Annotated in this window: 19 protein-coding genes and 1 tRNA gene; 6 read left to right on the top strand and 14 right to left on the bottom strand. The window is 58.0% G+C overall.

Going from position 1 to position 24,326, the window contains the following annotated elements:
• Positions 1–171: 171 nt before the first annotated feature.
• Together KUV41_RS02330 and KUV41_RS02325 are read right to left on the bottom strand one after the other, a co-directional pair.
• A complete protein-coding gene (locus KUV41_RS02330) occupies positions 172–855 on the bottom strand; it encodes a haloacid dehalogenase type II (protein WP_222483983.1) in 684 nt (227 codons plus the stop codon).
• A gap of 194 nt (positions 856–1,049) precedes the next feature.
• On the bottom strand, positions 1,050–1,604 hold the full coding sequence (locus KUV41_RS02325) for a carboxymuconolactone decarboxylase family protein (protein WP_206941068.1): 555 nt from the start codon (positions 1,602–1,604) through the stop codon (positions 1,050–1,052).
• Between the two features lie 236 nt (positions 1,605–1,840).
• Here KUV41_RS02325 and KUV41_RS02320 point away from each other — a divergent pair, with 236 nt between their 5' ends.
• Complete coding sequence (locus KUV41_RS02320) at positions 1,841–2,446, top strand: TetR/AcrR family transcriptional regulator (RefSeq protein ID WP_206941066.1); 606 nt, start codon at positions 1,841–1,843, stop codon at positions 2,444–2,446.
• 264 nt (positions 2,447–2,710) lie between these two features.
• Here the strand turns inward: KUV41_RS02320 and KUV41_RS02315 are convergent, their stop codons facing one another.
• Entirely contained in the window at positions 2,711–5,899 is a 3,189-nt protein-coding gene (locus KUV41_RS02315) for an efflux RND transporter permease subunit (RefSeq protein WP_222483980.1), read from the bottom strand.
• Positions 5,896–7,278 (bottom strand): efflux RND transporter periplasmic adaptor subunit, encoded by a 1,383-nt coding sequence (locus KUV41_RS02310; protein ID WP_222483978.1) that lies wholly within the window; start codon positions 7,276–7,278, stop codon positions 5,896–5,898. Before KUV41_RS02310 ends, KUV41_RS02315 begins: the two co-directional genes overlap by 4 nt.
• Before the next feature lie 215 nt (positions 7,279–7,493).
• Here KUV41_RS02310 and KUV41_RS02305 point away from each other — a divergent pair, with 215 nt between their 5' ends.
• The gene (locus tag KUV41_RS02305) at positions 7,494–8,474 is read left to right on the top strand and encodes a LysR family transcriptional regulator (RefSeq protein ID WP_222483977.1); all 981 of its coding nucleotides are present in this window, start codon (positions 7,494–7,496) and stop codon (positions 8,472–8,474) included.
• Positions 8,475–8,580: 106 nt separating this feature from the next.
• Here KUV41_RS02305 and KUV41_RS02300 read toward each other — a convergent pair whose 3' ends face one another.
• On the bottom strand, positions 8,581–9,552 hold the full coding sequence (locus KUV41_RS02300) for an alcohol dehydrogenase catalytic domain-containing protein (protein ID WP_222483976.1): 972 nt from the start codon (positions 9,550–9,552) through the stop codon (positions 8,581–8,583).
• Positions 9,539–10,510, bottom strand: a complete 972-nt coding sequence (locus KUV41_RS02295; protein ID WP_222237532.1) for a TIGR03571 family LLM class oxidoreductase — start codon at positions 10,508–10,510, stop codon at positions 9,539–9,541. The genes KUV41_RS02300 and KUV41_RS02295 overlap by 14 nt, the downstream gene beginning before the upstream one ends.
• A gap of 447 nt (positions 10,511–10,957) precedes the next feature.
• Between KUV41_RS02295 and KUV41_RS02290 the strand changes: the two genes are divergently transcribed.
• Positions 10,958–11,329, top strand: coding sequence for a YkvA family protein (locus KUV41_RS02290; protein WP_206941055.1), 372 nt, complete (start codon positions 10,958–10,960; stop codon positions 11,327–11,329).
• 180 nt (positions 11,330–11,509) lie between these two features.
• On the opposite strand, the gene KUV41_RS02285 is transcribed toward KUV41_RS02290, so the two are convergent.
• Together KUV41_RS02285 and KUV41_RS02280 are read right to left on the bottom strand one after the other, a co-directional pair.
• Positions 11,510–12,562, bottom strand: a complete 1,053-nt coding sequence (locus KUV41_RS02285) for a zinc-dependent alcohol dehydrogenase family protein (RefSeq protein ID WP_261395885.1) — start codon at positions 12,560–12,562, stop codon at positions 11,510–11,512.
• Between the two features lie 135 nt (positions 12,563–12,697).
• Positions 12,698–13,606: a LysR family transcriptional regulator gene (locus KUV41_RS02280; RefSeq protein ID WP_222483971.1), complete on the bottom strand. Its 909-nt coding sequence runs from the start codon at positions 13,604–13,606 to the stop codon at positions 12,698–12,700.
• Positions 13,607–13,823: 217 nt separating this feature from the next.
• Here KUV41_RS02280 and KUV41_RS02275 point away from each other — a divergent pair, with 217 nt between their 5' ends.
• Both KUV41_RS02275 and KUV41_RS02270 read left to right on the top strand, forming a co-directional pair.
• Positions 13,824–14,537: an enoyl-CoA hydratase/isomerase family protein gene (locus KUV41_RS02275; RefSeq protein ID WP_222483969.1), complete on the top strand. Its 714-nt coding sequence runs from the start codon at positions 13,824–13,826 to the stop codon at positions 14,535–14,537.
• A 282-nt stretch (positions 14,538–14,819) separates the two neighbouring features.
• Positions 14,820–15,242, top strand: a complete 423-nt coding sequence (locus KUV41_RS02270; RefSeq protein WP_222162823.1) for a DUF3617 domain-containing protein — start codon at positions 14,820–14,822, stop codon at positions 15,240–15,242.
• 229 nt (positions 15,243–15,471) lie between these two features.
• Here KUV41_RS02270 and KUV41_RS02265 read toward each other — a convergent pair whose 3' ends face one another.
• Complete coding sequence (locus KUV41_RS02265; RefSeq protein WP_222483967.1) at positions 15,472–16,194, bottom strand: enoyl-CoA hydratase/isomerase family protein; 723 nt, start codon at positions 16,192–16,194, stop codon at positions 15,472–15,474.
• Positions 16,195–16,311: 117 nt separating this feature from the next.
• Between KUV41_RS02265 and KUV41_RS02260 the strand changes: the two genes are divergently transcribed.
• A complete protein-coding gene (locus tag KUV41_RS02260) occupies positions 16,312–17,304 on the top strand; it encodes a GlxA family transcriptional regulator (RefSeq protein ID WP_222483965.1) in 993 nt (330 codons plus the stop codon).
• A gap of 513 nt (positions 17,305–17,817) precedes the next feature.
• Here the strand turns inward: KUV41_RS02260 and KUV41_RS02255 are convergent.
• The 5 genes from KUV41_RS02255 to KUV41_RS02235 all read right to left on the bottom strand — a co-directional run bounded on the left by KUV41_RS02255 (position 17,818) and on the right by KUV41_RS02235 (position 24,239).
• Positions 17,818–18,588: a hypothetical protein gene (locus KUV41_RS02255; RefSeq protein WP_222483963.1), complete on the bottom strand. Its 771-nt coding sequence runs from the start codon at positions 18,586–18,588 to the stop codon at positions 17,818–17,820.
• A 737-nt stretch (positions 18,589–19,325) separates the two neighbouring features.
• Complete coding sequence (locus KUV41_RS02250) at positions 19,326–20,483, bottom strand: UvrD-helicase domain-containing protein (protein WP_222483961.1); 1,158 nt, start codon at positions 20,481–20,483, stop codon at positions 19,326–19,328.
• Positions 20,476–22,134 (bottom strand): ATP-dependent nuclease, encoded by a 1,659-nt coding sequence (locus KUV41_RS02245; protein WP_222483960.1) that lies wholly within the window; start codon positions 22,132–22,134, stop codon positions 20,476–20,478. The genes KUV41_RS02250 and KUV41_RS02245 overlap by 8 nt, the downstream gene beginning before the upstream one ends.
• Positions 22,135–22,710: 576 nt before the next feature.
• On the bottom strand, positions 22,711–23,667 hold the full coding sequence (locus KUV41_RS02240) for a hypothetical protein (protein ID WP_222483959.1): 957 nt from the start codon (positions 23,665–23,667) through the stop codon (positions 22,711–22,713).
• A 495-nt stretch (positions 23,668–24,162) separates the two neighbouring features.
• Positions 24,163–24,239: transfer RNA gene (locus KUV41_RS02235), tRNA-Arg, on the bottom strand.
• Positions 24,240–24,326: the final 87 nt, after the last annotated feature.

Raw genomic sequence — 24,326 nt, 5'->3', positions numbered from 1 at the left:
GAAGTCGTCGGGCGACGCCAGCGCAAACCCTTAAGTCTTTTCAGCTACAGCTGCATCGTTCGCGTAACGTGCGGTGGAGCAAATCGTCGGTATAGTGACTATTGCACTTACTCATTGAGACCGCCCTGTCCTGCTACTGCTTGGAATTAGAAACCAATATATAACATAGGGTTAAGTGATCAATTGATCTGCCAGTTGTGACAGGTTATCGGTGATATAGTCAGGCATCGGGACGTTCTGCGCCGGTAGCAGAGCGTTGTAGGGACGCAGGACCAGTGCCCCTTGCCAGCCGCATGCCTGGGCGCCAATGGTGTCCCACAAATGGCACGCTATCAGGCACAGTTCATGCCCTTCGGCCTGCATCTCCTGGGCGACTTGAGCATAGGTGGATGCGGCGGGCTTGAATTGCCTGACCGGCTCGACACTGAAGCTGCGCTCGAAATAGTCGCTCAGCCCGGCCCTTTCCAGTGGCGACGGTGAGGCGCCCGGGGCAGAGTTGGTCAGGGTCACCAGGCGGAAGCCTGCTGCCTTCAGCCGTTCAAGCGCTGGGGCCACATCCGGATGTGCGGGCATGGAGCCGATGCGAGATGCCAGCTCATCGATATCGCTTTGCTCAAGGGCGATGTCATGGATATCGGCTGTCATCCGCAGCGCGCCAGCGCCGAGCTGTCCAAACGGGGTGTAGAGCCCCGACAGGGTCATGGTCTGTGAGTAAAGGATCAACTGGGCAAACCACTCCCTCAGCATTCCAGGGTCGCCGAACAGCCGCTCGAACAGTGGCTCCAGGTGGGTCAGGTCGAGCAGCGTCTCGTTGACGTCGAAGACCAGCACCTTGGGAATTGCGTGATCACTCATATCACCTCCTTGCAATGGACGAGCTTGCCTTGACTCGCTATTCCTTAGCTGCCTCGCACCTACGCTATCGGTTTCAGGCGCGATCTGCATTATGGAGGATCGGTCCTTGAGAGCAGCACAGATGGCGAGGAGGGCAGTGTGATGGGTAACGGGCCAAGGTAGCATTGCAGGGTGGTCCGTTGCCCAGTCACGACTTACTTTGCCTTGTGCCAGTCAAACTTGGCGAAGGGTTCGTCTACCGGAGTGTCGGCCAGGTGGTTGGTGTAGTTGCTCATCACCTTCTGTGACAGTGCCAGCACGACCTCGAGTACCTGGCGCTTAGTGTAGCCGGCATCCAGGAAGGCCTGGACCGCATCGGCATCCACGAATCCGCGCTCGCGTACCATGCTCAGGGTGAAGGTGCGAAGGGCTTCGAGGCGCTCGTTGGGCAGCGGGGTTTCGTTGCGCAGGGCATCGCTGACCGCATCGTCCACGCCCATTTGCTTGGCGATGGCGGTGTGCGCCGGCACACAGTAGTGGCAGTTGTGCTCCACGTTGATGGTTTGCCACACCACGGTGGTTTCGTCCGCATCGAAACTGGAGTCCAGGAACAGCTGGTGCAGCTGCTGGTAGCCTTCCAGCAGGCCCGGCGCCTCGGCCATGACCGCATGCAGGTTGGGGACCATGCCGAACGCCTTGACGGAGTTGTCGAGCAGTGCCTGGCTGTCGGCTGGGGCACTTTGCTTGTCATGGAGAGTGAAGCGAGTCATGTTGCCTCCTGTGTGATGGCGTCTGTGGTCAGGGCGCAGGCCGTGGCAGCCTAAAGCGTTGCACCCGCCATTGAGTCCGTTTTGTTGAGCGATTGCTCAAAATTGGCCGCCAGCAGACCGTGCTGAAAGCCGTTCCGGCATACTCTAGCTATACCTGAGCGATCACTCAAGATAAAATTTGAGCGAACACTCAATTTTCTGAAGGTCAGCCACTGACCGGGAACATCGGATTCACCATGCCGCGAGCCACACTGCATAATCGCCAGGACTCACTGGAACGAGCGCTGCACCTGTTCTGGCAGAAAGGCTTTCATGCGACTTCGCTCAAGGATCTGGAACGGGTGCTCGACATGCGTCCTGGCAGCATCTACGCCACCTTTGGCAGCAAGGATGCGCTGTTTCAGGAAGCCCTTGAACGCTATGCCCGTCTGGCCCTGGTAGAGCTGGAACGCATCATGGCCGAGCACCCGTCACCGCTATCCGGGCTTGCCGCCTATTTGCGCAAGCTGGGAGGCCTGCGTGACAGCGAAGTGCCCAGCCGCGCCTGCATGTTGATGAAGAGCCTGCTGGAGCTGGGCGAGCGTGAACAGGTGGCGTTGTCCAAGGCGGAGACCCTGCTGGTGGCGATGGAGCAGCGCTTTGTCGAACGTTTTGAAGCAGCGCGTGATGCCCAGGAGCTTCCCGCTGGGGCAGATCCGGTGCGCCTCGGCCGCCGGATGCAGGCCGAAGTGATGGGACTGCGGGCCTTTGCTCAGCGTGATGTCGACAGCGCTGCGGTGCACGCCCTCGCCGAGGATATGGCCGATGCCATCGAAGCCCTGCGCCAGGATCGTCCGCACTGATCTATCCTTCCTGATTCAGTCTTCCTGAGCCGGTCTTCCTCATACATCCTTGCTGATTCATCCTTTGTGGGCCGCCTCGCCGAGGTGGCCGGCATGGGCTTTCGTGGGCGCGCCGCCAGTTCTGTGTTCCCCTTGTCCCAAGCCTTACCTGTTTACCGTTGTCGGCGATGGACCAAAAAAGCCCCGGCTGGGGTAGGCCGGGGCAAGAGGGCTGTCATCGAAACAGCATTGGAACTCGTTGCAGTGCTCGCGCACTGCGCGCGGTCAATGATGAGGGGCATCGCCCTCCAGTGCGGGAGCGCTGGGGCTAGAGTTGGCGCGCTTGCGTTCCACCATGCGGCGCACGCCAACGTAGAACAGCGGAGTCAGCAGCAGGCCGAAGACGGTGACGCCAATCATCCCGTAGAACACCGCCACGCCCATGGCCTGACGCATCTCGCTGCCGGCGCCGCTAGCCAGCATCAGCGGGATAACACCCGCGGTGAAGGCCACCGAGGTCATCAGGATCGGACGAAGGCGCAGGCGGCAAGCGGTCAGCACGGCGTCGAGGCGCGACTGCCCCTGGTCCTGCTGTTCCCTGGCAAACTCCACCAGCAAAATCGCGTTCTTGCAGGCCAGCGCCACCAGCACGATGAGTCCGATACGGGTGAAGATGTTGTTGTCTCCCCCGGTCAGCCACACCCCGGCCATGGCAGACAGCAGTGTCATCGGCACGATCAGGATGATCGAGAAGGGCAGTGACCAGCTCTCGTACTGGGCCGCCAGCACCAGGAACACCAGCAGCACCACCAGCGGGAAGACGTAGATCATGGTGTTACCTGCCAGCACCTGCTGATAGGTCACCTCGGTCCACTCGTAGTCCACACCGGAAGGCAAGGTGTCGGCCAGCACTTCCTCGATGGCCTGCTTGGCCTGATCGCTGGACATGCCGGGCGCGGGTGAGCCGTTGATATCAGCGCTGACGAAGGTGTTGTAGTGCATTACCCGGTCAGGTCCCGTGGTGGGGCTGACGTCGACGAAGCTGCCCAGCGGGATCATCCGACCGTCGTTGCTGCGCACCTTGAGCTGACGAATGGCCTCGGCATCCAGGCGATATTCGGCATCGGCCTGGGCGCGTACCTGATAGGTGCGGCCAAAGCGGTTGATGTCATTGACGTAGAGCGAGCCCAGATAGATCTGCAGGGTGTCGAATACCGCATCCAGCGAGACATTCATCACCAACGCCTGCTCGCGGTCCACCTCCACGTCAAATTGCGGCACCTGTATCCGATAGCTGGAGTACACGCCGGCCAAGCGCGGATCCTGGTTGGCCGCTGCCACGACCGCCTGGGTCGCGTCGAACAGGCCGGTGAACCCCACGTTGCCGCGGTCCTGCAGCTGCAACTTGAAGCCTCCTGTGGTGCCAAGTCCCAGAATCGGCGGCGGCGGGAAGACCGCCACATAGGCCTCGTCGATCTGGCTGAACTGGGCGTTCAAGCGAGCCGCAATGGCGCTGGCAGACAGCTCCGGCGACTGGCGATCCTCGAACGCATCCAGCGGGGTGAACACGATGCCCGAATTCGAGGCATTGACGAAGCCGTTCACCGATAGCCCAGGGAAGGCCACGGTATGGGCGACACCCGGGGTCGACAGCGCAATCTCCTGCATTTCGCTGATGACCTCACTGGTGCGCTCAAGGCTTGCCGCGTCGGGCAGCTGGGCCATCGCCACCAGATACTGCTTGTCCTGGGAGGGGATAAAACCGCCCGGCACTTCCTGGAACAGCTTGCCGGTCAGACCGAGCAGCGCCAGATAACCGAGGCCGACGATCAGACCGAAGCGCAGCAGGCGGCGAATCAGACCTGTATAGCCCCGCGACATGGCGGCAAAGGCACGGTTGAACGGGGCGAACAGCCAGCGTCCAAACAGGCCATCGATCACCCGGGTCAGCCAGTCCGGCTTCGCCCCATGCGGCTTGAGCAACAGGGCCGACAGCGCCGGTGACAGGGTCAACGAGTTGAAGGCCGAGATCAGCGTCGAGATGGTGATGGTCAGGGCGAACTGCTGGTAGAACTGACCCGTCAGACCGCTGATGAAAGCGGTCGGCACGAACACGGCGGTCAGTACCAGGGCGATGGCAATGATCGGACCGGTCACTTCACGCATGGCGATCTGGGTCGCCTCGTAGGGGGAGTGGCCGAGCTCGATGTTACGCTCCACGTTCTCCACCACGACGATGGCGTCATCCACCACGATGCCGATGGCAAGCACCAGCCCGAACAGCGACAGGGTGTTGATCGATACCCCGATCAACTGCATCACCGCAAAGGTGCCGATCAGCGAGACCGGTACCGCGATCAACGGGATCAGGGAGGCGCGCCAGGTCTGCAGGAACAGCACGACCACGACCACCACCAGCAGCACCGCCTCGAGCAGGGTGTGGACCACCGCCTCGATGGAGCCGCGCACGAAGACGGTGGGGTCATAGACGATGTCGTAGCCCACGCCATCGGGGAAGGCCTTGGCCGCCTCGGACATGTAGTCGCGCACGCCATCGGACAGCGCAATGGCATTGGAGCCGGGGCGCTGGAAGACCGGCATGGCGACCGCGTCCTTGCCATCGAGCTGAGCGCGCAGGGCATACTGGTCAGCCCCCAGCTCGACCCGCGCCACGTCACCCAGGCGCGTAATACGGCCATCGTCGTCCACGCGGATCACGATGTCGCGAAATTCCTCGGGCGACGACAGCCGTCCCTTGACGTTGAGCAGGCGCTGGAACTGGCTCTCGCTGGGCGCCGGTTGTGCGCCCAGGCTACCCGCCGCGACCTGCTGGTTCTGCTCGCGCAGGGCGGCCACCACATCGCTGGCGCTGAGGCCACGGGAAGCCACCGCGTCAGGATCCAGCCACACCCGCATGGCATATTCGCCGGCGCCGAACAGCTGCACATCACCGACACCATCGAGGCGAGCGATATCGTCTTGCAGGTTCAGCCGCGCGAAGTTCGATAGCCACAGCTGATCGTAACGACCGTCGGGTGAGGTCAGGTGGACCACCATCGTCAGGTTGGGAGACGACTTCTCGGTCGTCACGCCCAGGGCCTGAACCTCCTGGGGCAGGCGGGGAGTGGCGCGGGCAACACGGTTCTGGACGTTGACCTGGGCCTGGTCCAGGTCGGTGCCGAGGGCGAAGGTCACGGTCAGCGTCAGGTTGCCATCGGCGGTGGACTGGGAATCCATGTACAGCATTCCCTCCACCCCGGTGATCTCCTGCTCCAGGGGCGTCGCCACGGTCTTGGCGATGACTTCAGGGTTGGCGCCTGGGTAGTTGGCCTTGACCACGACCGTGGGCGGCACCACCTCGGGATACTCCGAGATCGGCAGCTTGACCAGCGCCAGGCTTCCGGCCACCACGATCAGTATCGACAGGACCGCCGCGAACACCGGACGGCGAATGAAGAAACTCGACAGATTCATGAACGCTCCTGTGCTTCGTCGCCGCCCGCGGCACTGTCCGCGGCAAGCGCGTCAGCAGGGCCCTTGGCGCTCGGCGCTGGCTGTGTGTCCGCAATCTCGCCGGACGAACCGCCCAGCCGCTGGGCCAGGCGTTCGGTGCGCTGGCGCAGCTGTTCCAGCGTGGAGCGGTCCGGCCCGTCGATGACCTGGGGAGACACCGCCATGCCGGGGCCAAACTTCGACGGTCCTGCCGCGACCACCGGCTCGCCACCCTCCAGGCCTTCGGTGATCTCGCGCCAGGCGCCGAAACGGGCACCGGTGGTCACCTTGCGGTAGGCAAGGGTGCCGTCATCGCCAGCCACCAGCACAAAGTTGGCGTCCAGGTCGGTGCCGATGGCACGGTCGGGCACCAGCACACCCTCGCGGTCACGTGCAGCGGCGAGTCTCACCCTGGCAAAGGCGCCGGGACGCAGGGACGGATGCGCCGCATCGAAGCGGGCACGCACTCGCAGGGTGCCGGTGGCTTCATCCACCTGGTTGTCGATGAAGTCGAGCTGGCCCTCGAAGGCAAACTCATCCTGGCCAGCGAGCTGCAGCTCCACCGGCCAGCCCTGGTCGGCTGTCACCGCCGCGAAGTCGCGATTCCAGGTGCGTTCATCGATATCGAAGTAGGCGTCGACCTGGTCGGTGCTGACAATCGTGGTCAACACGCTTTGCCCGGCGCTGACCACGTTGCCCACGGTCAGGTCGGCACGCGAGACGCGCCCACTGATCGGCGCGGTGACCTCGGCGTGTGCCAGGTCCAGGCGCGCGCTGTCGAGCTGGGCCTGCAGGGACGCGACCTGTGCACCCTGGGCCTGGGCGCCTGCCCGGCGTGCTTCGGCTTCCTCGCGGGCCATCAGGTTGCGGCCAACCAGCTGATTGGCGCGATTGGCCTCGCCGTTGGCCCGGGCCTGCTCTGCCTTGCCTCGGGCGAGCTGGGCTTCCAGCTCACGTACACGTGCCTCGAAGGGGGCCAGGTCCAGGCGCACCAAGGGCTGTCCCTGTTCGACCAGGCTGCCTTCCTCGAACAGAATGTCGGCGACCTGGCCGGTCACCCGGGGACGCAGGGTGACCCGCTCCGGTGCCTCGAGGCGCGTGGTGTAGCGATACCAGTTCGAGACCGGCTGGCGCACGGCCTCGACGACCTCGACGGCGGGGGCCTCGCTGGCCGCGCCTGAGGCATTCTGGTTCGACTGGCCCTCGCTGGGCTGGCAAGCCGCCAGCAACAGGCCAAGGCTGGCCATCCCCAGCACCCCGAGAAGCAGACGGCCAGCAGAGGGAATGCTGGCACTGGGCAGGGTGCGAGAGGGAGATTGCGACGCCACCTGGGGGTCGCGCGGGGGGCTGAGATGTGACATCTGGCGACTCCTCGAAAAAAGGTTGGCCAGTGTAATCGTTGATTGGGGGTTGTATTAGACCGGTTGGTCGCACATTATTGTTGCCACATATGCACGGTTTTATGCTGAATCAATCGCCCCCACAGTCTCAGGCCGAGATCCCAGCCCCGAGATCCCAGCGCCGGGACCTCAGCCCCGGGCCCCCTGCTCCCAACCCCCACACGAGGAAAGACACGATGGACCAACCCAGCCGACTGCTGCTGCTGGTAGACGTAGCGGAACTTGGCAGTTTCTCTGAGGCGGCAAAGCGGCGTGAGCTGGATCGGTCCGTCGTGTCCAAGCATATCGCGAGGCTCGAGCAGGAGCTGGGCGTCCGCCTGCTCAATCGTTCTACCCGCTCGCTGTCGTTGACCCAGGCAGGCTTTGCCATGGTGCAGCAGGGCCGCGAGCTGCGGGAATGGATGTATAACACTCAGGCGCTGGCAGAGAACCTGCAGCAGGCACCCAGCGGCAGGTTGAAGATCAGTGCTCCCGGCATTCTTGGTCGCTGCCTGGGCTTCGAGGCCATGCGTCGCTTTCGCGAACACTATCCTGACGTCGAAGTGGATCTGCAGCTGGAGGAGCGTCGGGTCGACGTGATCGGGGAGGGCTACGACCTGGTCCTGCGGGTGGGGGATATTCAGGACTCGACGCTGGTATCCTCGCCGCTGGCACCGAACCATCTGCTGATTGGTGCAAGCCCGGAATTTATCGAGCGCCATGGAGAGCCCCGCGATCTCGCCACACTGTCGCGGCTGCCCGCGTTGACCTTCAGCTCCCTCGAGTTTCAGGTGGACTACCTGCCCTATCTGGACGAACAGGGACGAGAGCAGAAGCTGCCGCTCAACAGCCAGATGCGTACCAGTGAGGCGGAAGTGGTGAAACGGGGCGTGATGGCTGGGATGGGCATTGGCGTGCTGCCAGCCTTTGCCATGAGTGATGAGGTCAAGGAGGGCAAGATCGTGCCGCTGATGACCGACCTGCCGCTACCGGCCTTTGGCATCATCACCTTGTTGTATCCCCATCGCGAGATGCCGCTGCGGACCCGGCGGTTTATCGAGATTCTGCGCGAGATGGTCGGCACGCCCCCCAAGTGGGAGGCGTATATCCCAGGCTTTGCCGAGATGTACGGCAAGGCGGCCGGCCCCCTTGGCCCAGTGGCGGACCGCTCCGCCTGACCGCTCCGCCTGACCGCTCCGCCTGACCGCTCTGTCTGACCGCACCATCTGACAGCGGCGGGCGACGCTCTGTCGCCAGCCCTTGCGCCGCTAAGCCGTCTACCGCCTAGCCGTCTACGCGGATGACCAGCTTGCCTGCCTGCCGCGGGCCGTGCTTGAGCTCGCTCAGGCGGGTCGGCAGCGCATCAAACTCATCCACCGCCACATCGGACAGCGACAGGGCACCTTCGGCCACCTGATTCAGCAGTGTCTCTCCAGCGTTGACCAGCGCCTGCCAGTCCTGGTCGGTGCCGGTCATGTGTAATGCGCCCAACGCCACCTCATGCTGGGACAGGGCACGCTCGAACGGCGGCGCCACTGGGCCGTCCAAGCGGTCCTGTACACATACGACATGGCCATTGGCGCCCAGATGCTGTGACAGTTGGCGGGCGTGCTCGCCGTTCACGGTATCGATGACGGCGAAGAGCGGTGCCGTCAGCTGATGGGGTGAGCTGATGGCCTCGTCGGCCCCCAGGGCGTACAGCAGTTCATGGCGTTCGGGAGAGGACATGGCGATCACGTGGAAGCCACGCGCCTTGGCCAGCTGCACGATGATACGCCCCACACTGCCTGAGCCGCCGGACACCAGCAGCTGCGCACCGGTCGTGTCGGGCAGCTTTTCGATGGCCTGCCAGGCGGTCAACACCGGGCACGGGAACGCCGCCGCGGTGATGAAGTCGATACCATCCGGAAGCCGCATGACCGCACGGGCGGGCAGCCTGAGTCGGGTGGCAAAGGTGCCGGGCCCGGCCAGTGAGGTGTGTACCGCAATACGGTCGCCGGGTGCCAGGTGGTCGACGCCAGGGCCGGCGTCAATCACCACGCCGGCCGCATCGACACCGGGAATCTGACCGGGCTGCCACAGGCGACTTTCCATGGCGATGAATTTCCAGTCGACCGGGTTCAGGCCGATGGCCCTGGTATCGACGATGACCTCACCGGCCTCGGCGGGGCGCATCTCGTGATCTTCCAGGGTGAGGGACAGCGGCTCCCCCGGCTCGTGCCAAGTCCAGGCCTTGAAGGTGTCATGCTGGGGCATGGGTAACATCCTGTTGCGTTGTAGAAGACGACGACGCCTCAGCGTCGTGGTGAAAGGTGGGCAGTACCTCGGCAGCCAGGCGCTGCAGGGTATCCTCGATCGGGGCCTGGGTGCGCCGCAGGTTAAGCCCGATGTGGTTGACACCTGCAGCCTGCATGGCCGTCAGCTCTTGAATCAGGCCCTGGCTGCCGACCCGCAGGCCGAAGCGATGTCGGCGTGGCGGTTCCTCAGGGTTCTCGGCCAGGTCCAGGTGGATGAAGCTGACGTAGGGCTTGTCGCCGGCCACCCTGCGCCACAGGTCGACTCTTCGAACGTGGTCGTCGGGGGTGCCTGGGTAGGCCAGCCAGCCGTCCATGTGCTGCCCGACCCAGTCGGGGCGCTGCTGAGCCAGACCGGCGACCAGCAATGGTGGCTGCTCTGCCTCCGGCAGCAGGGCCTGTCCCGCGTCAAGGCGCTGGTCGGCATCGCCCTTGAGCACCGCTACCGCATCGCGAAAGGCCTCACCTCGCTGCTCGAACGGCACACCGAACAAGGGGTATTCCACCGGGCGGTCTCCGCTGGCGACGCCCAGCAGCAGGCGGTTGTGGCTGAGGTGTTGCACGCTGGCGGCGGCCTTCCTTACCAGCCACGGCATGCGCAGCGGCAACACGGCTGCCGCGGTACCCAGCAGGGTCTGCCGGGTAGATGCCGCGAGATACCCCAGGTACGTGAACAGCTCGAACACCTGGCCGGCGTCACCGAAGCTGGGGTCGTAGAGGGGAACATCGCGCAGCCACAGCGCGCGAAAGCCAAGTTGGTCCGCCAGCTGGGCGCGCTCCAGGTGAGCGCTCAGATCCGGTACGCCGAAGGGGCGATCGTCCCGTCGTCTCGACGCCTCGCCCGGCTGGCTCCAGTCGTTATCCAGGGGGAGCTCAAGACCAATGGTGAGAGGCCCCTGGGTCAAACGTTGCAAGCTCATTGTGGCTCCTGCCTTATGTAAGGCATCAACAGAAGGGTCATGGCACGAGTGTGCTGTCGCAAGCTGACGGGAAAAAGGCACCTGGGGCCGAAACACTTTTTCGTTTGCGACAACAATCTATCCGGGGTTAAGGAAGATCGCGCTATGCTGGCGTCATACTGGACCCCAGGTAATGGATGAGCCCTGGGCGGACGCAGATCGATGCCAGTGCCCGCCCAGCAGACCCATTGAAGTCGCCGCGGCAGTCCTGCTTCACTAAGCAAGGGCTGCATACCTCAGCCGAGCGGTGCCCGGCGTCCGCGGTGCAGATCCCGCAGCCCATGCGGTGCAGGTAAGGCATTCAATGGCGCGCTATCCAGCGACTCGTCCAGGCAGGCATTGACGCAGTGCTGGCTTGGCTCACGGAATGAGGCCAGGCTGCCGGTAGCTGATCAGGAGGTTGATGAGATGAATGACAACACCAGGCAAGAAGTGATCCTGGCCGATGAACCAGATCACGCGGAACACTATTCGGACGAACGCTTCTGGGCCAAGGTCAGCCGTTATGCCAAGGCCGCTGGCGAGGTCACCCTGTCACGGGCGCTGACGCTGTACTACGCCGCTCGCGACAAGGACACCCCGGTGTGGGCCAAGACCACCATCTATGGGGCGCTGGGCTACTTTATTTCTCCCATCGACGCGCTGCCGGATCTGACCCCGCTGATTGGCTACACCGACGACATGGGTATGCTGGCGGTGGCACTGATCACCGTGGCCTCCTACGTCAAGGAAGAGCATCGACAACTGGCGCGGGTCAAGCTGGCGCGGTGGTTTTCCTAGAGCAAGAGAGTGGAGCGGTGACAGGACAGGAGCCGGGGTTGGCCCCTGCGTATGCTGCGCAGGTCGCCACTCGCGTTTGCCATAGACAAAGGGCTCGCCTGATGGCGAGCCCTTTGTCTTTCAGGACGCAATAATCGCGCCGTGGCCAGGCATGGTTGGCCGGGCCGCCTGGCGGGGCGATCAGGCGTCGCTTTCGGCGTCCAGCTCTACCACCACCTTGCCCACGGCCTTGCCGGAGGTGAGATGAGCATACGCCTGGCCGACATCGCCAAGGCCAAAGCGGTGGTCGTCGACCAATGGGGTCAGTGCACCGGCATCGATGATCTCTGCCAGGCGCGCCAGGATCGTGCCATGAACCTCGCGGCCGACATTGTGAATCATCGGAATCAGCATGAAGATCACGTGCAGCGATGCGCCCTTGAAGTGTGCCGCCGACATGTCCAGTTCTGCCAGAGACAGGGTAGTGGTCACCTGACCATTCAGCGCTACGGCATTGAAGGAGTTGAGCAGGTTGCTCCCCCCGACGCTGTCGAAGATGACATCGAAACCGGCGCCGTCGGTGTAACGCTGCACGTAGTCCTCGACGGACTGTTCCTTGAAGTCGATGGCGGTCGCGCCGAAGGCCTCGATCTGGGCCAGCTGGGCGGCGCCAGACCCGGTGGCGAAGACCTCGCAGCCGAAGTGCTTGGCCAGTTGCACTGCCACATGCCCAACGCCACCGGCGCCGCCATGGACCAGCACCTTGTGGCCGTTACCTGCGCCTGACCGCGTCAGACCCTCGTAGGCAGTGATCGCCACCAACGGCAGTGCTGCTGCCTGGCGCATGGACAGGCGATCAGGCTTGCGGGCAATCAGCCGAGCATCTGCCAGCATGTAGTCCGCCAGGGTGCCTTGCAGATCACCCAGGCCGCCAGCGCAGCCGTAGACCTCATCCCCCGGTGCAACGTCGGTGACGCCTTCGCCGACCTCGACCACGGTACCGGCGAAGTCCATGCCGAGCACGGCGGGAAGGGCCGGCGCGATGGGCAGCTCTTCCTGGCCGAGCTGCCGGATCATGGTGTCGATGGTGTTGACGCTGGTGGCGCTGACGCGCACCAGCACGTGACCCGGTGTCACCGTGGGGCGCGGCAGGGTCGCCGGCTCAAAGGGTGCGTCGGGGCCGTAGGCGTTGAGGACCATGGCGTGCATGGTGCTGGTGGAGAGGGTGCTGGCGGACTTGGTGGTTGCGGACATGGTGCGACTCCTGAGTCAGGGGTTGAGTTGCTGCTCAGGATGTCCGAATCGCCACGGCAGAAAAACGCCATGAGGCCGGAATCAGTTTCTTCCATTTCGCGAAGCTGGCCCGTGACGACATAGCCCGCGCCGTTTTTAGCGCTCCCAGACTGGCGGGTCGCCGATCTTTTCCAGCAGAAAATCGATAAACACCCGGACCTTGGCCGTGACCACGCTGGACTTTGGGTAGACCAGCCAGATTGCCGATCGATCGTCCACTTCGTAGTCCGGCAGCACGCGAATGAGATTGCCCTGGTCGAGGTTGTGGCGAACGCTCCAGAGCGCATGCATGGTGATGCCGACTCCCGCCACCGCGGCGTATCTCATGCTGGCGCCGTCATCGCAGTACACCCGCGGCTTGATCCCGGCGGGGGGAAAGGTGTGGGGGGTTCTGACGCCATGCTTGGCCAGCGCGCGGGGCGCCCCGTCCTGGAACACCAACAGGCTATGTTCGGCCAGTTGCTGGGGGGATGTGGGCACCCCGTAGCGTTCCAGATAACCGGGGGAGGCGCACAGGATACGGCGATCGTCGGCCAGCTTGCGCGCCTTGAGACTGCTGTCCTCGATGGGATAGTTGCGCAGGGCCAGGTCATAACCGCCCTCGATCAGGTTCATCTGGGTATCGGAGAGCCGGAGATCGACGCTGATGCCCGGATAACGTTCTAGAAACTCCGGGAGGATAGGAGCAATGTACTGCTGGGCGAAGGTGCTGGATGCGGCGAAACGCAGTCGGCCGACCACGTCTTCGCTGTCCTTGCCAAGCACCGCAAGCCCGGCATCTGCCTGGGCCAGCATTTCCCTGGCAAAAGGCAGAAAGGCGGCGCCTTCCGGTGAGAGCGAGACCTTGCGGGTCGAACGGTGCAGCAGGTCGGCCCCCACCTGGGTTTCCAGCTTCGACAGTCGAGCACTGGCTACGGCGGGGGCGATTCCCAGCTGACGTCCGGCTGCGCTGATATTCAGTGTTTCCGCCGCCAGGACAAACAGGCGCAAGCCGTCGGTATCCATGCGCTGACTCCTGAAAGATGAGGGGAGGGTATTATCTCGCGGCTTCAAGCGTTTACATCAAGTGCTCTGGCATTATATAGAAAACCTAAATTCTGAAAGCGGAAAGTAGCTATTCTGCTTGGTCCAACGGCACGCTAAGTTGGCTTAGACAACGACGACAACAGAACAGTGTCGCTAAGCCAACATCACCAAGCGACCATGCCAGCGGAGACACCCCATGCGCTACCAGAAGCTTGCCACCCTAGATGTTCAGATCGACGACGCTATCGCCCGGATCAGCTTTAGCGACGCGCCCACCGAACACTCCAGTGAGCTGGCACTGGAAGAGTTGACCACAGTGGTACAGCAGCTGGAGCTGGACGTCACTATCAGCGTCGTGGTCTTTCAGTCGCGTCATCCCGATATCTTCAACGCCCAGATTGGTGGCAGCAGCTGCCAGCAGCTGGATGGAAAGTTCAACGTCCGCAATGAATACGCCTATCAGGACTTCAAGGCACTGTTGACCCGTATTGGTCAACTGCCCCAGGTGACCATCGCCCGGGTAGAAGGGATTGCCCGTTACGGTGGTCACGAGCTGGCCATGGCCTGTGACAGTTGTATCGCCGCCCGAGGCAAGGCCCGCTTCATGCCGATGGAAACCGCCATGGCGGGTCTCCAACAGAGTGACGCGCGCGATTCATTGGCATCGATCTATTTCGGCGCCTTCGGCCGTGACTATGGCGTCGGCCAGGTAGCCCTGGGCAACCGTGACTATGGTGCCGATCAGGCCGAGTACCTGGGAATGGTGCAGCGTGCGCTGGACCCGCACGAGATGGGACCCTACGTCGAGGAAACCGCGACACGCATGGCGCAGTCCCACTCCGCCAAGGTGGCCTCCATGCTGAGCCACGTCATCGCTCCAGCAGGTGCCGCCGCCGTCAGCCTGGCATAAGCAGGCCCTGAGCAGCCCCCTGAGAAGGCCCTGAGAAGGCGCGGTCGAGCTAGCCGTGTGATCTGCCGGGCACGGTGTTCACCGAGTATTAGGGAAACGCTGAATACATGTTTCGAGCGATGACAGGTCGGTCGCTGCCGGAGCGGAAAGACCGGAGTTTACATGCGGTAAAATAAGGATCGTGAGCACCGCCAGTAGTCGAGATGTCGAGCGCCGTAATTTATGCAGTGTGTCCTTGGCGTTGATAGGATACTGAGCTTCACTTATCGACAGGATGGATCCATGTCACGTCACCTTCTGCTTGCGACACTGCTCGTTGCCGTATCATCCACCGCCCTGGCTGCAGATCTCAAGCCGGGCCAGTGGGAGATCACCCAGAGCATGGAAGGCGCACAGCTGCCCGCCGAGATGACCGAAGAAAGAACCACTACCCAGTGCATGACTGCAGAAGAGTCCGATGACCTGGCCGCCACTATGCGCAAGGACTGGACCGAATCTGGCTGTGAGGGCATCACCATCGACCGTGATGGCAACGCCATCGACGCCCAGGCCTCATGCACCGCCGGTGCACGCAGCACCAGCTTCGATGCGGACATCACCCTCCACAGCGACGAGCACTTCGCCAGCGTGATCGACATGGATAACGGCCAGCAGGTCACCATCCATCAGGAAGGCCGCTGGTTGGGCGAAAGCTGCGAAGGCTGATTTGCGCTAAGCGTTGATCACCTGAATTCGTAGAAGAATCGCAGTGAAAGGCGTGCCGAGGGGCGCGCCTTTATCGTTTGCTTGGACGTAGTGCGGGAGTTATCTCGACGGTAGTCCCGCTCGATTGACTGCCAGGTGTCCATCACATCCTTGGACCCGGGCTCTCCCCATATCGAAGAGATAGCCCAGGGGAGGGGATTGTCCGCCTTAGTGTTGGGTGTCTGATTCCCTAATGCTCTTTGGATGCCCTCCTGCGAACCACCGCCGCATTGATTTCTTCCACTTCCTGGTCAATGCGCTGGTGATACTCATCGCCGGGATGCAACCAGTCCTTTATGCGCCGAAGTATGATGGGGTCCTTTGATGCGAAGTCTCTTGCGCGCTCAAATGCCCGTTCTTGCAGCTCTTCAGGCGGTGATAGCTCTGCGACGAGCCCCCACTGATACGCCTCTTCACCTGTGAAGGCCTCTCCACCGAAGATCAAGCGCTTGGCACGCGGAAGCCCTATGGCGCGCTGAAGCAGCATAGAGCTTGCCGCCTCGGGAGCGATGCCCAGGGCGACAAAGGGTAGCTTGAACGTCGTTTCAGCGCTTGTGACGACCCAGTCAGCATGCAGAAGCCAGGTGACGCCTATTCCCGCAGCAGAGCCATGCGCAGCGATGACTAGCGGCTTGCGCACGTTGGCGATGGCATGCAAAAAGCATGGCACCGGGTCCTCGGGCTGTTGAGGCCACTCCTCGAAGGCTTTCAGGTCATGTCCTGCGCAGAAGCTCTCACCATTGCCTGTTACCACAATGCAGAGCACATCATCCCGTTGTTCGGCGTCGTTCAGGGCTGCGGTAAGTGAAGTGAACATCGGCATGGTGATCGCATTGCGTTTTTCAGGCCGGTCAATACGTATGTGCATGATGCTGTCGTGGACACTGCACTGAATGGCTTCGCTTCGCTCCATGAGGAAGGGTCCTGTTCCGGTAGATGGGAGACGACGGTGGTCATCGACATTGGACAGGCCTATGGCATCCACATACAGTGTGTAAAATGACATAAAGTATGCGATTTACGACATCCTATGCCCCATGCAGCCATTCTCACTCTTGATCAGTGCTATGCATCGACTGCGGCGGGCTTTGCCGACATCCTGAATGTGGCAAATTCCCATCTGCGTCTCGCTCAGGCGCCGGTGTCGGCTTACTTTCACTGGGACTTTGTCTCAGCCGCGGGAGGCCCCATCACCGCGAGCAATGGCCTTCCTTTGCAAACGCATCCGCTGGACACACGGCAGCATTATGATCTGGTGTTCGTTCCTAGCGTTTTTTACGGCGGTTCGCGTGAGTTCGATCACTTCCTCGCACAGCAAGCGGGGGCAAGTGAGTGGCTGTTGCAGCAATGGAAGGCAGGGGCCTGGGTGGCGGCCAATTGCACCGGTACGTTTGTTCTTGCACAAACAGGCCTGCTGAATGAGCGAGTGGCCACTACCACATGGTGGCTTGAGCGCCAGTTTCGCGAGAGGTTCCCAGAGGTGGACCTTCGGCTTCAGTCCGTAGTGACGGAAGATGATCGCCTGATGTGCGCAGGCGCCTCAGCGTCGTACTTGATTCAGACGATACGTGTTATCGAGCGCTGTGCCGGACCTGTTATCGCATCGCAATGTGCGAAGACCATGCTGATAGATGTGAGTCAGGTGAGCCAGATTCCCTACCTCCCCTTGCTGGCGAGGAAGCAGCACTCAGATGCTCTGGTAAGCCGGGCTCAGCAGTGGCTGCAACGCCATATGTCGAAACGTGTGCGGATGACGGATCTTGCCAAAGCACTTGCTGTCAGCGATAGAACGCTGATCAGGCGCTTTCGCGCCGTCATGAACCAGACACCGCTGGTCTACCTGCAGGAGTTGCGGCTGGAAACAGCCCGTGCGCTCCTCGACAGCAGCTCCCATAGTGTTGAAGAAATTGTGGTTCAAGTTGGCTATAGCGACGTGAGCTCATTTACGAGGCTGTTTCGTCAACGCGTAGGACTTAGCCCTGGGGTCTATCGAGAGCGCTTTCATATGAAAACAGAGGGTTGAAGGAGGGCAATGCTCCCCGTAGCAGGAAGTGACTCAAGACGATTCAATACACCTCCGCACAATGTTGCGCCATGAACGCGGTAAGACGTCAAGCTCGCTGCCTCTGACATGGCACAGATCACTCGAATGCCGTATGACAGCTTAGAGCACAACTGTCTGAGCAGTGTGGTTGGCGAAACATCAGCACGTGATAGGAGTATCACGAGTGAGCGTAGGCCGTTAAGTGATGCTGGGTGTTCAAGAGTTTTGTAGTGGCGTGAGATACGTTGATGGCGGCCTCTTCAGAATTCGATATGGTTAATTAACTATCTGTTTTAAATGTTTTTCTTGGTTTTTTGGGTTTTTGTTATACCATTCGCTATACCATCTTCCCTCACCACAAGGCTGTGCATCCATTCCTTCGCAGCGAAGGGCACGCCCCATGCCCACTTTCGGCCAAGAGCAGTCGTTCGGAAAAGCATGATTAACACCGCTGTAAATTGCGTACAGGAGCAACGCGTAGGCATGTCGTTTTCACACCTTTGTTATGCTTTCGGTTGATGTCACTATGTCTCGCCTTTCCAAAAGTCGTGCCAGAGCTTCTTCTAAAGTCTGGCTATTATGTCTTTCTTCGGCTGTTGTGAGGCTGACTATGGTGTTTGCGCACATCGTTCCACCAGGCACCTCTCCTTCCCCGTGGCTGGAACAGTCTCGGATATGTTCGAACGTGACTTCCCTTATTTGATCATCACAAACAGATTTAAGCTGAGAGATTTTTGGGCGTATAATAGCCAATACTGTGTTTCCGTACTCCAGTGACTCTTCTTTTGTCGGGATTTTTCCTTTATGAATCACATTGTTTCTAAATCCTGCATTTTTACTTGATAACAGATCTGGCACTTCCCCAAATTCGCTCGCCCAAAGAAATAAAAAGGCTCCAAGTTGCCTTTCAGACTGATTAGATACTTTCTTCCACGCCATTGAGAAGACATCGGATTTGATACCTCTTTTTCTACAGAGGACTTTTATGCAGAACTCGTAAAAACGCTCCAAGCTTGATGTAAATGAGGATACTGCCTCCCGATAATACCCATCCAGAATCGCATTTGCCCCTATATCAAAGAGAATTTCGAATTTCTGTTGTTGCAAGACGGTTACTGATCTATGCCCACGGGAGCAGCATATTTCATATCGTCCGTCATCTCGAAACTCGAGCAATGCAAATTCGCTTGTAGGGTAGCCTAGCTCTCGAAAGCATTCCATGCATGGCATTAATAGGTTCATTTTTTCGGCCTCATCTGACATAACGCCTTGCTCATCGAAAAATTGCGAGCGCAGCGAGTAATTTTTCCGAGTGCAGAAACTTTTTAAGCGGCATCCGCACTGTGGTTACTCTGATAAAAAAGCACGAGTTTATCCGGTTGCCAATTTGGATGTCCGAATCCATCTGTATAACTAATAATGTTGCGAATAATTTCAAAAGGATTTTTATGGTTGTCATAATCTATAACATGAAGTGAGATGGTGGCTGCGGGTAAAGCCAAAGAATATTACCATACATTAATTCCGGTAATAACACCATCATCTTTCGTGGCGATAATCAACGACTATCCTGCCGTTTTTTCTTAATGAAAATTAAACAAGAGCGCCCTGCCCTTGGTTAGCTGATAGCTACACGTTGAATTTGGATTATTGGTAAATGCGTTCCACTAACTTTGCATTGAGCATGCGGCGAAGCAGAGTTTAGGTGTGAGTTAATGGAATAAGCAGAAATCCGGCAGTTCAATAAATCTCGTTTGCAATATAGGATTATCGTGTGTTACAAAAAACCTACTGATAGGCCAAAAGTAAGCACCAATTTCTATTAGCTAAAAAAGTGTTCGAGTACATTTAGCTGAACTACAAACGGCAGCGCCGGCACAGTGCGATTGGAATGATCAGCCCGGAGGTTTTCGAGGCCCGAATCATCGCTTAGATCGGTGTCCACCAATGCTGGGTGAGATCACCCCATCTTTTCTCAGTGAAGTACCTAGTACCACTAGTCAAACCAGGGGATTCTCCCAAACTGGTAAGCGTAATCGCTTTGCTTTCTCGTCCGGCACGATGAATCCCAGGCTGTACCTAGCCCGCGTGATAGCAACATACAACTTATTCTGCGCCATCTCGGAATTTGCAGGGAAAGGAGTCGCGCCATCTAAGACGAAATGCATCTGGCTGTCCACCGGCAAAATCAGTACACGATCAAACCCCAACCCTTTACTAGCACCAAAATTGTAGCAGCGAGCCCAAGCAGGAAGAACCTTTTTCCCAGAAGCCATGTTCCAGCGCAGGACTATAGGATGATATGTCTTGACGTAATCGGTAACGTCAGATTGTTTAACGATGAAAACGCCAAGGTGATGTGTAAACTCATTCGGGATATCGTGAACAGCTGATATAGTCGCCTTGTAAGCGCCTTTATGCACCTCATCAGAAATAGTACAGATCGTTTGGATACTCCGAAAATTTTGCATGAGCGTGTCTTCCTTGAAGTTCATGGACTTAAACGCTGCAATCTTTTCTGAGGCCGTTTTAGGCGCCTTTTGGCCAAACGTTGTCTCGTACACAGTCTGTCGGAAATCTCCCACGCAAGTGATGGGTGACTTCATTGCTCTGCTTAGAACCTTGAGTACCTCGTAATCCCATCCAACCAGATCTTGCACTTCATCAAAATATACTTGGCTGTAGATATCGCCAAGCCGAGTCGCTGCAGCATTCTTCTTGGCCTTTCCAATCCGAGCCGCCAGCTTAGCTAGAAAGCCTGTATGGGCCTTCGTATTGCACTGAGTCAGGAAGTGATTTGGGTTATAGCTCTTGTCTTCTAGCTGTTCCTTGCGTCCGGGCAACATGTATTTTGATCCCGGCTTCAGGTGAGGGTTTTGTTCATTGAAAAATATACCGTCGATCCGTTGCGCAAATAGAGCTTGCTGATACGGCCTCACCATATCTTCTAGATAGAACGAGAATAGGCCTTTCACTACGAACTGATCACTGTGTTTACCAAAAGCAGCTAAAAATCGACGCCGCAGTTCCTGCTGGTTGCTAATTGTGTAGGTTACTATTAAAACCTTTCCTCCGCGTTCAATCTCCGCGATCGACTCGGTGATTATCTTGTGGGTTTTACCTGATCCTGCTCCAGCTATACATAATATGTTAGTCAAAACTCAGTACCTCACAGAGGAAGTCGGGATACTTGAACTGCTCTGTGGTCTCAAACAACTTAATGGCAGAGTCGACCTTTCTCTTTCCCTTTCCATCGCCATCCTTGCTCTTGAACCACTCAACGATGAAAGTACGCTTGTCATCGAATGTTGGTTTCGCGGATAGAAGGTTATATGTCCTTTTTGAGAGTATGATTTCTGCAAACGCCATCAGTTCTCTTTCCGATGTGGCATTTGCTGAGATCATTGCAGGCTCCAGTGAAAATTCGTTGTTATCCTCAGATGAGATAAGCTTGATATTCGGATACGCCTCGTAATCCTCTTGCGCTTCAACCACGTTGTTTACGTAGTCCCCATCATTGTCCCTCAAGACATTTATAGCAGTACCTATTTCTTTTCCGATCTCGATGAACGTTTTGAAGCCCACGCCGCGCACTACGATGATATCGATCCCATCCTGCTCAGGCAGACGGCCATTAATATCTTTGTATATCTTCTTGAGCACCAACTCATCAGATGGTCCCTCTACTAACACCACCTTTTTAGACAACGCGACACGCAGAGTATCGTAGCCTGGTAACCGCTTCAGCATCTTCACTACGTCTTTATCTAAGCGGTGCAATCGTTTATATGAGTCATGGAGCAAGCATATCTTGTCAATGCTCAACTTGTTTAAAACATATGAGCTATGGGTGCTGATAAATAGCTGCTTCTCGTCTCGCTGATCTTCGATATCTTGTACAAGCCTGCTCAGCTCGACGTGGGATAGGTGATTTTCTGGCTCTTCCATCATCACAAGATCAATGTCCTTCGACTTGTTATGGAGGGCCAGCTTGATCTGTACCTTGCTCTGCTCACCCTTACCTATCATGTGAAAAGGCACGGCTTCCACTTCCAACTGCAAACCATTCTGGAGTGCACCCGCCGGCATCGTGTTAGCAGCAATAGTTAGCTTTTTATCGGTAATCCTATTATCTATATCCAAATCTTTGTTGACTGATTTCACCTCTTTAGTATCGTTAAAAGATTGTAGGGTCTCGCGGTAGTTAAGGCTTAAGCGGTACGCTTCATCCTTCTTGAGTGCGGTATTCAGAACATTCAAGATATACTGATTCTTGCCGAACGTGGGATGAATACGAGCCGGATCGATGTATAATGCGCGGAACTTCTTGGTCATCGGCTTTATGACGTTCCATGCAAAGTCCATCCACTCGACTTTGTAAAATTCCACTGGGATACTAGTTATTGGCGCTCCGGTGGCTAGGTAGTCTTGGTAGGCGCCTAAGAAGTCTGGATCAAAGCTCGCTTTAACCTGAACCCCTATTGCATCTTTCAACAAACTGTTGTTCGTGCCTCGATAGTCGGGCACGTTTTTCATATATGCCTCAATCACAAGGACTGGCAAGTCCGAAGGTGTTTTATCAGATTTTAGGAATGCAGCGACTGCGTCGCGGTTAAATAAATCAGGAGAGAATTCATTGTTGAGAGGACGACCACGATGCTGGAAGTTTAGCACGATTTCCAATGCTTCTAGAACCGTGCTTTTTCCAGCGTTATTATCACCAACGAATATATTTACATCCGGGTTGAATTCAAATGTTTGATCTTTGAATTTTTTGAAATTAACCAAGCGAAGCGATTCTACGAGCACTTTTCAACTCCCTTTGATGTAGACAGTCCTATTGCGGAGTGATCGCTTTGTGTCGTAAGCAGTCTCCGGACCAGTCAGGCCTTTGTGAGAACATATTGTTGCGAACTTGGCATAGATTTGCGCTTTCCGCTACTGACGCTACTCCAACGCGTCACATCCTCAGCATAAATTCGCATGATTCCGCATGAGGTCTGGTGAACCTCTAACACTGGCAGAGCTCAGCAGTGGTGCGTGATGGCGGCTAGCGCATGAGTGCATAAAAACTGGCAGGTTTAGCGCGCGGGCGGGGCGGGGTGTCGACAGCGCGCCAGGGTGGCGGGCGGGGAGTGGGGTATGGTGGCAACTGGGTGCTGGTGAGCCAGGAGAGCTTGTTACTCAAGGACGCCCAGGGCAGCGCTTTTGATAGGGCCCGAAACGGATCAACCCCGCTGTATGGCGGGGTTGATGGGTAGGAAGCCGATCTTATGTGCGGCGTAAATCTAGTATTTTCGGCATGGTCATGTCACATCAATGTGAACGTATGTAGGCACCGATACTGGGTGGTGCTGCTGGGCCCTAGCCTGAAATGGGGCAGCACTACCGTTTGGGAAAAATGTCCTCGCCGCACTCGTCAATCACACTCTGCGGCCACGTTGGCAGGCGGCAATAGCGGCAGAAAAAGTAATGGCCAACGACTTGCACGCTGAAGGGAACCAGAAATACGACCCGCACTAGCGAATAGATGACGTGAGCCACCTTGCCGTCGGAGGGTGTGGACCTGGGCTGGAACCGATGCGCGGCTTCGGAGAGTGTAGGTGTCAAATCCAGTCCCCCTCTAACCGGCTCTTTCGCTTCGGCTCCCTCTTCCATGAAGCGGCGTACGTATTCGAATCTGGCCGTCAGGTCATCAATCATTGCCTGGCGAGAAGTGGCTGAGTTTGATGGCATATAGTAGTAGTCATCGAATGAGAAGCTATCTCTGACACTACCCTCTTGATCAAGCAGATAACCCTTCAGTTCATAGTAGTTGCCTTCGATGCCTCCTGCCGAATAGGCAAGGCAGAAGGTGCATTCATCCCAGCGACACGTTCTGGTGTTAAAATCTACGTCACTGACATAATGAATATTTTTAGTACGCTGATTGAATACGGCGTACTGGAGACCTTGATTCTTTAACTCGCCTTTTGCTGCAAATACCAGAGGAAAGGAAAATAAGAAGCCCAAACATCCCATCAGGGGAAAAATCAGAGCGTCCATGATGCCCAGGTCTCTCTCCACCGTCCAAGGTAATACGAGTGCGATATATAAGAAGAAGCCTAAAATAAAAGTGCCTCCTATGGTTCCCCATGAGAGGTATAGCCCTCTCTCTCGGAACCAGGATTCGGCTAGCACCAGGCATTCTTTGTCTCTTGTGCATATAAAGCTTGGAACTTTTATTATGTCCAGCCCTTCTGTTACGTCAAATATATGATTCTGAGAAAAGGTGGATAGGCGCAGTCGATTTCTGCTTAACACGCCGACGGCTTCTAGTATCTTCTTCTGAATATTTGTCATGGCCCGTCTCGGTACCTTCCCTAGTGCTCAGTGGCTTTTCCTGACGCCGGATCAGCGATCCTTGCTGCCGTGAAGATCTGCTGCAGACAGTATTTCGCCTGACGATCTCGATAATCGCTTTGGTTGTGACGGTGGCAATGGTCAAGGTGGTGTTTCGTCGCTTTGCCCGCAGCACCACCGATCAAAATGTATGGATCTTCCTTTCATTCCACCATAATTCGGCGCGTGGCGAGCGTCGTATAGTGGACAAGCCTATCATCGAGTAAATACCGCGGGCCAATGCGCTATATTCCGCGCTTCAAGGGTTTCCGCAATGAATTGGCGGGAAGAGTGAACTCCCGGAAGGCATGGGGAATTGGACTGGAAAGAGATGCCTCAGCCGATAGGCGAAAAAACGGGCGTCAAAAGGACGCTTGCCTGGCTGGTGAAGGGGGAATGCGACTCGTCAAGCGCCAGAGAGGGCGGAAATCCCAGGGAGGGATGAGGACCCTGAAATGGCGCCCTCTGCAGGATTCGAACCTGCGACCTGCCGCTTAGGAGGCGGCTGCTCTATCCTGCTGAGCTAAGAGGGCGTTGGGGCGGCATTATAAGCGGCTGACTCCACAAGATAAACCCGCAGTTGCCCGGTGAAGGGCGTGGGTGGGTGCCAGCGCCTGCCA

Origin of the sequence: Halomonas sp. DP8Y7-1 (assembly GCF_019801685.1) — a bacterium.
Lineage (GTDB): Bacteria > Pseudomonadota > Gammaproteobacteria > Pseudomonadales > Halomonadaceae > Halomonas > Halomonas litopenaei_A.
This window is presented reverse-complemented; position numbering and strand designations above follow the sequence as displayed.